The sequence below is a fragment of the Peptostreptococcaceae bacterium genome, assembly GCA_016649995.1.
Taxonomy (GTDB): Bacteria; Bacillota; Clostridia; order Peptostreptococcales; family BM714; genus BM714.
Genome location: JAENWJ010000072.1, coordinates 1 through 6,768 on the forward strand (window position 1 = coordinate 1; position 6,768 = coordinate 6,768).

At 41.1% G+C, this 6,768-nt stretch carries 7 protein-coding genes and 1 pseudogene; all 8 read left to right on the forward strand.

Going from position 1 to position 6,768, the window contains the following annotated elements:
• The first annotated feature begins 627 nt into the window (after positions 1–627).
• Positions 628–2,271 carry a PucR family transcriptional regulator ligand-binding domain-containing protein gene (locus JJE29_08765; GenBank protein MBK5252706.1) on the forward strand — a complete coding sequence of 548 codons (1,644 nt, stop codon included), beginning with the start codon at positions 628–630 and terminating at the stop codon, positions 2,269–2,271.
• Between the two features lie 211 nt (positions 2,272–2,482).
• Complete coding sequence (locus tag JJE29_08770; GenBank protein MBK5252707.1) at positions 2,483–3,193, forward strand: aspartate/glutamate racemase family protein; 711 nt, start codon at positions 2,483–2,485, stop codon at positions 3,191–3,193.
• A 61-nt stretch (positions 3,194–3,254) separates the two neighbouring features.
• On the forward strand, positions 3,255–4,379 hold the full coding sequence (locus JJE29_08775) for a DUF917 domain-containing protein (GenBank protein ID MBK5252708.1): 1,125 nt from the start codon (positions 3,255–3,257) through the stop codon (positions 4,377–4,379).
• A 341-nt stretch (positions 4,380–4,720) separates the two neighbouring features.
• Positions 4,721–5,278, forward strand: coding sequence for a nitroreductase family protein (locus tag JJE29_08780; protein MBK5252709.1), 558 nt, complete (start codon positions 4,721–4,723; stop codon positions 5,276–5,278).
• Complete coding sequence (locus tag JJE29_08785) at positions 5,271–5,564, forward strand: hypothetical protein (protein ID MBK5252710.1); 294 nt, start codon at positions 5,271–5,273, stop codon at positions 5,562–5,564. Before JJE29_08780 ends, JJE29_08785 begins: the two co-directional genes overlap by 8 nt.
• Before the next feature lie 54 nt (positions 5,565–5,618).
• Positions 5,619–5,921, forward strand: a pseudogene (locus JJE29_08790) (alcohol dehydrogenase catalytic domain-containing protein).
• Positions 5,885–6,166, forward strand: a complete 282-nt coding sequence (locus JJE29_08795; GenBank protein MBK5252711.1) for a helix-turn-helix domain-containing protein — start codon at positions 5,885–5,887, stop codon at positions 6,164–6,166. Before JJE29_08790 ends, JJE29_08795 begins: the two are co-directional and overlap by 37 nt.
• A 275-nt stretch (positions 6,167–6,441) precedes the next feature.
• A partial coding sequence (locus JJE29_08800; protein ID MBK5252712.1) for an indolepyruvate ferredoxin oxidoreductase subunit alpha occupies positions 6,442–6,768 on the forward strand: 327 nt, incomplete at its 3' end.

Sequence of the window (6,768 nt, forward strand, 5' to 3'; positions counted from 1 at the left end):
ATAGTTGTTAGGTGAACTGCAATCTATATGTCACTTTGTAGTATAACTTCGCTATTAAACGGTGCTGCTTCCTCACTATAATTATTATGGATAACCTTTTGATTTTAAATTAAAGATATGTATGCCTAACTATCGAAGCCCGGCACTCCAAAAGCTCCTCTTATGAAGAACTAAATTCCGTTATTTATTCAAAGAAGTGGAATTTAGTATTTCGCTCAAGGCATTAATAATATGAAATTTTACGCCTGATTGGTAATGCCTATGTTATTTGCTTTCGGATTCAATTCAGCGGATATGAATTGCATGGCAAGCCTCTTTTACAGTCCGATATTCAATATTCAACGCTGATTTTTGGGATAGGATCAAAGCCATGGTTTTTCCTTAAAAAGTGGAGACTTCGCAATAACGCCGGCTTCCCTGATTGACTTTATTACGTTAATATGTCAGTTGCTCCTGGGGCAATAAGATTTATGTAGACTTTTAGCGCCTACGGTATTGACATAGGCGTATATGTGGAATAATGTGAAGAATAAGCAATGAAAAAGAAAAGTGTGGAGCGAATTATTTATAATCAGTTGCAGTTATTATGAAAGGAATAAATCCGGCCAGCCGTAGGAAATAGGTTGATTGGATTATGCGTGGGATATGAGTGTTACGATAGAAAATATCATGAATTTGCCTGCGTTGAAGGGCGCAAAAATTGTGGCCGGTAAAAATGGACTGTCCAGGATCATTTTATCGGTCACCGTTCTAGAATGCAACAATCTTGATCTTTTAAGAAATGAGTGTATGTCAAATCCAAGATGCTATGGAAGCGAAATCGTTATAACTGGATTTATTGCATTCAGAAACAATGTTGAAGCACAGTGCAAATCAATAAGAAAATTAGCCGAAGACGGAGAATCGGCGCTAATTATTTATTATGTAGGATGTATAATACCATATTTGGACAAAAGGGTGATAGATACGGCAAATGAACTGGATATTACTTTGATTGTGATGCCGGAAAATAAAATTGAACTAAGATACAGCGACGCTATAGACGAGATAATGGAAGTTATCATCCGTGATCGTCTCAACGATAATTACTTTGTGTCAGAGGTAATGGAAATGATATCCCGCCTCAGCAGTAATCGGAGAAATGTGAATGCAGTATTGGATATGATTAGAGACAGAATTCATTGCTCCTTATTCATTGTTGATAGTTTTCTCAGGGTCTTGAATGAGTCCGAATGGCCAAGAGACAGAGGCCTTCCTGTAGATATCATTCTGGCGCAATTTGGGAAGCAGTTCGCGAATGATTACAGTTTAGAGACCTTAGAGATTGAAGGGAATAGGTATTGGGGAACGCATACTCTTGTGGACGAAGACAATGGTGTCAGGCTGTACCTTTGTATTGTGAAGGAAACAGAAGACCTCGGTATGGATTTATGTAAACAGGCAACTGAGGTGTTGCAAACATATTTTCGTTTATGGACAGAAAATCATGGGACGATAGAAGCTAAACAGTTGATAAAGTCGATTTTGCAGGATGAAACTCCAGCGATGAAAAGAATCGCAAGTATTTTACGGATTGAGATCAGTGCTTTTTCGGAAATGATGATCGTTTCGCTCGCAGAGGATGACAGCAAAACAATTTCTTTTAAAAAAATTGAAAACGCGAAGAGTATTATCGAAGGTTTCCTTAAAAACTACGTAAAACCCAATAAATATATATGCGATATTTATGAAAGGGATCTGATTATTTTCACAGAAGCACTAAGCAATGAAGCGAAGGATTTATTGCCGGAGCTGCGTCAGGAATTGCAAAGCGACGGAACGGGAATCGATATGACCATCTTTGAAACTCTTACAAATGCCAAGAAAGCAAAGGAAACGTACAAAAAATATCAGGTATATAAATCATATGCGACTGCCATTTATCCGAAAAAATACTTTTTAACAAGTGCAGATATCAACATAGCTAAATACTGTAAGGAAATATATGATAGTGGCGGAGATGAATTAGCAGAAAGAAAAGAGATGTTGTGTTCAATGTACCAAAACGAAAAAGATAAAGAACTGCTAGACACTTTGGCGGTATATTTGTTGGACGCGGAGGGAAACGCTTCTAAAACAGCAGATTATATTTTTGTCCATAAAAATACTGTAAAGTATAGAATTAAGGTTATTGAAAAAATAATCGGACATGAAATTGGTAAAATGCCGGAATCATACGAACTGTATATTGCATCAGCCTTAGTACGGATTGAAAAATATTTGAATCCGTAAGCTCGCCAAATAGAAGAGCACTGTTTTGTTCTTAAAAACAAAACAGTGCTCTTCTATTTGGCTTTTTGACTGTATACTGCGTAATCTCACAATGATAAAATAAAAAAAAGAGAATTACCGCAATATTTTAACAAGGAGGGTATCATGAGAAAACTTTATAAAAAAGACATGCGATTAGTTCAAATTCGTATTGAAAGGAAGGGAGAGCGTTTTGAAAATTTATAATCTGATTCCTGTTACTGCGGAGGGCGTTCTGACAACGGAGCTTACAGATTGCATAGGCAAGTACCTCAATAAGGATACGGAACTTGTCAGCGGTCAGATTTCCGAAGGGCCTGTGACCATAGAAAGCGAATACGAGGATGCAATCGCGGCACCTTTCGTGCTGGAGTTATGCAAAAAAGCGGAAAAAGAGGGATGTGACGCTATCTTTATCAATTGTTTCGCCGATCCGGGAGTGCGCGCAGCCCGTGAAATTGTAAACATTCCTGTATTTGGAGGCTTTGAACCGGCCATGCACATTGCCCTGGGTCTTGGAGACAAAATAGGAATCGTAACGGTGCTGAAGAATATTGTGCCTCTTATTAGAGGAAATGTGGCAAAAATGCATCTGGAGCATCGGGTAAGCGGTGTGCGGAGTATAGACATACCTGTATTGGGACTGGCAAACCATGAAAAAATGTGTGATGCGTTGTACCAGGAATGCAGGAAGGCCATAGAGCTTGAAGGGGCAGAAGCTATAGTCCTGGGCTGTACAGGGATGATCGGCGTATCTGAAACGGTCGGCAGAAAGTTGAACGAAGCAGGATATGATGTACCGATTGTCGAAGCGGGGCAGGCGGCGCTGACACTGCTGGAGCTATACGCCAAAATGGGCTTCAGGCAGAGCAGACAAACATATATGGCTCCGCCTCAAAAGTGACATCACAAAGAAGACAGAAAAACAGTTATCTTAAGGAAGTTTTGAAAAGGAGGAAAAGATTATGTCAACTATTCTTAGACGTTCTGACATGGAAGAAATTTTATATGGAGCAACATTCTTAGGCGCGGGTGGTGGCGGCCCTCTGAAAATGGGTATTACTAAACTTGATTCTTTAGATGCAAATAAAGAAAGTACTGTGGAAATTGAATTGCTTGATCTGGATGAGATCAAAGACGATGACTACGGCGCGATGGTAGCCTGTCTGGGCTCTCCCGAGGCAATGAAGAATTCTGATTATGGTCCGGATGCAGTATTTGCCTTTGAAGCATTGCAAAAGGCCATGAAGCTTGAGAATAAAGAGGTCAAATATCTTTATTCCGGAGAGATGGGCGGATTAAATACCTTTGTGCCTATCCTTGTTGCCTTATTATCTGGTAAGGATGTTTCTCAACGAATCAAAGTTTTGGATGTTGACTCGAATGGCAGAGCGGTGCCGGAGCTGAATACCAGCCTGCCCGCCGCACGGGGTTTTGATCCTTATCCTGTCGGAATGGGCAGCCTCAGCGGGAATAAAATTGTTGCTTATGGTATCAATGATAAGGAGTCTGAAGATATTTGCAGGAACTTATGTCAGCTTTATAACCTTCAGATTGGTTTCAGCACTTGGGCAATGAGCAAGCTGGAGTTGAAAAATAATTGTATTGTCGGTTGTCTTACTAAAGCCTTGAAGGTCGGTCAAGCGATTCTTCAGGCCAAGAAAGAACAGAAGGATCCTCTGGAATTGTTACAGCCTGTCATGGAATGCAAACGTTTGACAACAGCTTATATCATAGATAAAGAGACTAAGATTGTGAATGGCTTCGATGTCGGCACGACTACACTCGAGGACGCTGTTACCCATGAAAGATTTACTATCCTTTTCCAAAATGAAAACATGGCAGTGCAGCGCGCTGACGGATCTACCATAATCACCGTACCGGAACTGATTTGTATGCTTTGCCGGGACAAAAACGAGAATGCTTATATGCCTCTGGACAACGCCTCCACGGAAAAGGGTATGCTGATCGATGTGATCATTTCTCCCGCAGATGAATTATGGTGGGCGAGTGATTATAAGGCAAACGAATGCTGGATCCCATGCTTGAAACGTGCAGGATACGAAGGCCCTCAGATCCGCTACAAATAGGAAAATTTTAGGGACTATTCATGTTGCGTGTGGGAATAATTTATTCGTGGGTGGTCAGCAGGGTGGCAATATGCATTACGATATGATTGTTAATGCACCCACAGTTTTTCTGGATGACGAGTGCATCATCCAGGAATGGAAGCACATCTATTAAGCGCTTGACCGTACGCTGAAGAAGGAGGTGGTAATCTCATAATAAAAAAGAAAAATGCATCCGATATATCTACTTATTGGCTGATAGCTTCGGTAAAAAAAGTTTTACAATTTGAGAAGGAGGAAGGTCATGGCTAATCAAAAAAGAGAGAAACATCTGGTCTCATTTGAAATAGGGGAGAATTCATATGATTGATAAAAACATTACCATAGAAGAATGTATATTTACGAGAAGGAGCATTCGCTCTTTTACTGATCAGAAGCCGCCGTTTACAGCCGTAAAACAACTTGTTAAGTGTGCTTCAATGGCGCCTTCGGGGAGCAATATACAATCCTGGGAATTCATATTTGTAGACGATAAAGAGATTCTGGAAACGATTAGAAATTTTGCTCCCGGTATCAATGGTAAACCGCCGTGCATCCTCATCCTGTGCAGCGATAAAAAACGCGCCTACGAAAAAGGCGGTACGCTGGTGAGGGATCAGATTGCAGCTATGGATATCAGTATGGCAGCAGAAAATCTGATGCTGGCTGCGAATGCTATGGGGTTGGGCACTTGCGCTGTAAAATCATTCAATAGTCCTCTGATAGCAAAAATACTAAAACTGCCGGAGCACATATTTCCGGAGTTGATCATAGCTTTGGGATATTCGGACAGAAGTTGTACAGCTCCCAAAAGGAGACCTGTTGAAGAAATACTTCATCACAACAAATGGGAGAATGGGGAAGGTAATAACAATGAATAATGAGTGGATTTCAATTCTTTCTTTATGTGCCTCCTCTGCTCTGGGCGTGATTCAAGAACCCAGGGTTTATGCCCCTTTGCGGCTTATGGAAGTGCTGGAAAAGCTGCTGCGCTTCGGTGAGCAGGAGCATATTACCGCAGATGCGCGTCTGTCCGAAATTGCAGATATGATAAGTGAACGAAAATTGTTGTGTATGAGCGATGAGACAGCTTTCCAGTCATTACTGCAAGAAGTGGCGTTTTCCCTGGTAGATATTGTACAACATCAAGGAAGCACCGAAATATAGAAGATATCCTGAAAAAGAGGTAAAAAATATGGGCACGATGAAAGCGCTGGTAAACTGGTAAAAAAGAAAAGAGAACCTGGGATATGGCTTGAAGAAGTACCGATTCCGGAAATAGGCATAAACGATGTATTGATAAAGATCCATAAAACTTCAATCTGCGGAACGGATGTACACATTTACAATTGGGACGAATGACCTCGGAAAACGATACCCGTACCAATGACCATCGGCCACGAATTTGTTGGGACTGTTGAAGCAATGGGAAGCAACGTACATGATTTTAAGATAGGGGATCTCGTATCCGGCGAAGGACATCTGGTATGCGGACATTGCAGGAATTGTCTTGCAGGCAGAAGGTTATCAAATCACTGCTTGGGGGTGAAAAAAGGCAGGAACTTTTGGATACCTTGACCGTGTATATGCTGGATGCCGGATCCAACATTGCGGAGACTGCGGAGGTAATGTTTGTCCATAAAAATACAATTAAGTACAGAATTAATTGCCTGAGAAAGATGCTTGCTTGCGATATAGATGCAATGCCTGAAGCGTACGACCTTTATATTGCAGTAGCTTTGGGAAGGTTGACGGAAATAACAAGGTAAATTTGATAAAAAAAAGCGGGAGCAATTGTCCTTTTGGACAAAAATGCTCCCGCTTTTTTTGCTCTTTGGAGGCATACAACAGAGAAGGAAACTGCTAAAGTTTAAATGGTGCTTACACTTTGGCAGTAGTATTTTAATTACGGAAGTCATAAAGAACGTTGAAAAATCAGCGGTTTATGTGGTTGGCACGTAAACTGCTAATAACATTAGTAGTGCCAAAATCATATCAATTCAGCAGAATTAACAACAAATCAAGAATTATCAGGAGGTATTTTATGAGTAGACTAATGACAGGAAATGAGGCGCTCGTTCAAGGGGCGTGGGAGGCAGGAGTTTTGTTTGCATCTGCATATCCGGGGACACCAAGTACAGAGATTTTGGAAAATATGACATTACATAAAGAAGTGGTATCTGAGTGGGCGCCTAATGAGAAGGTTGCTATGGAAGCCGCTATTGGAGCCTCCATTGCTGGTGCGCGAAGCATGGCTTCTATGAAGCATGTTGGCGTAAACGTCGCAGCTGACCCTTTATTTACCTTTGTATATACAGGTGTTAATGGAGGAATGGTTTTGGTAACGGCGGATGAACCGGGTCAACATTCC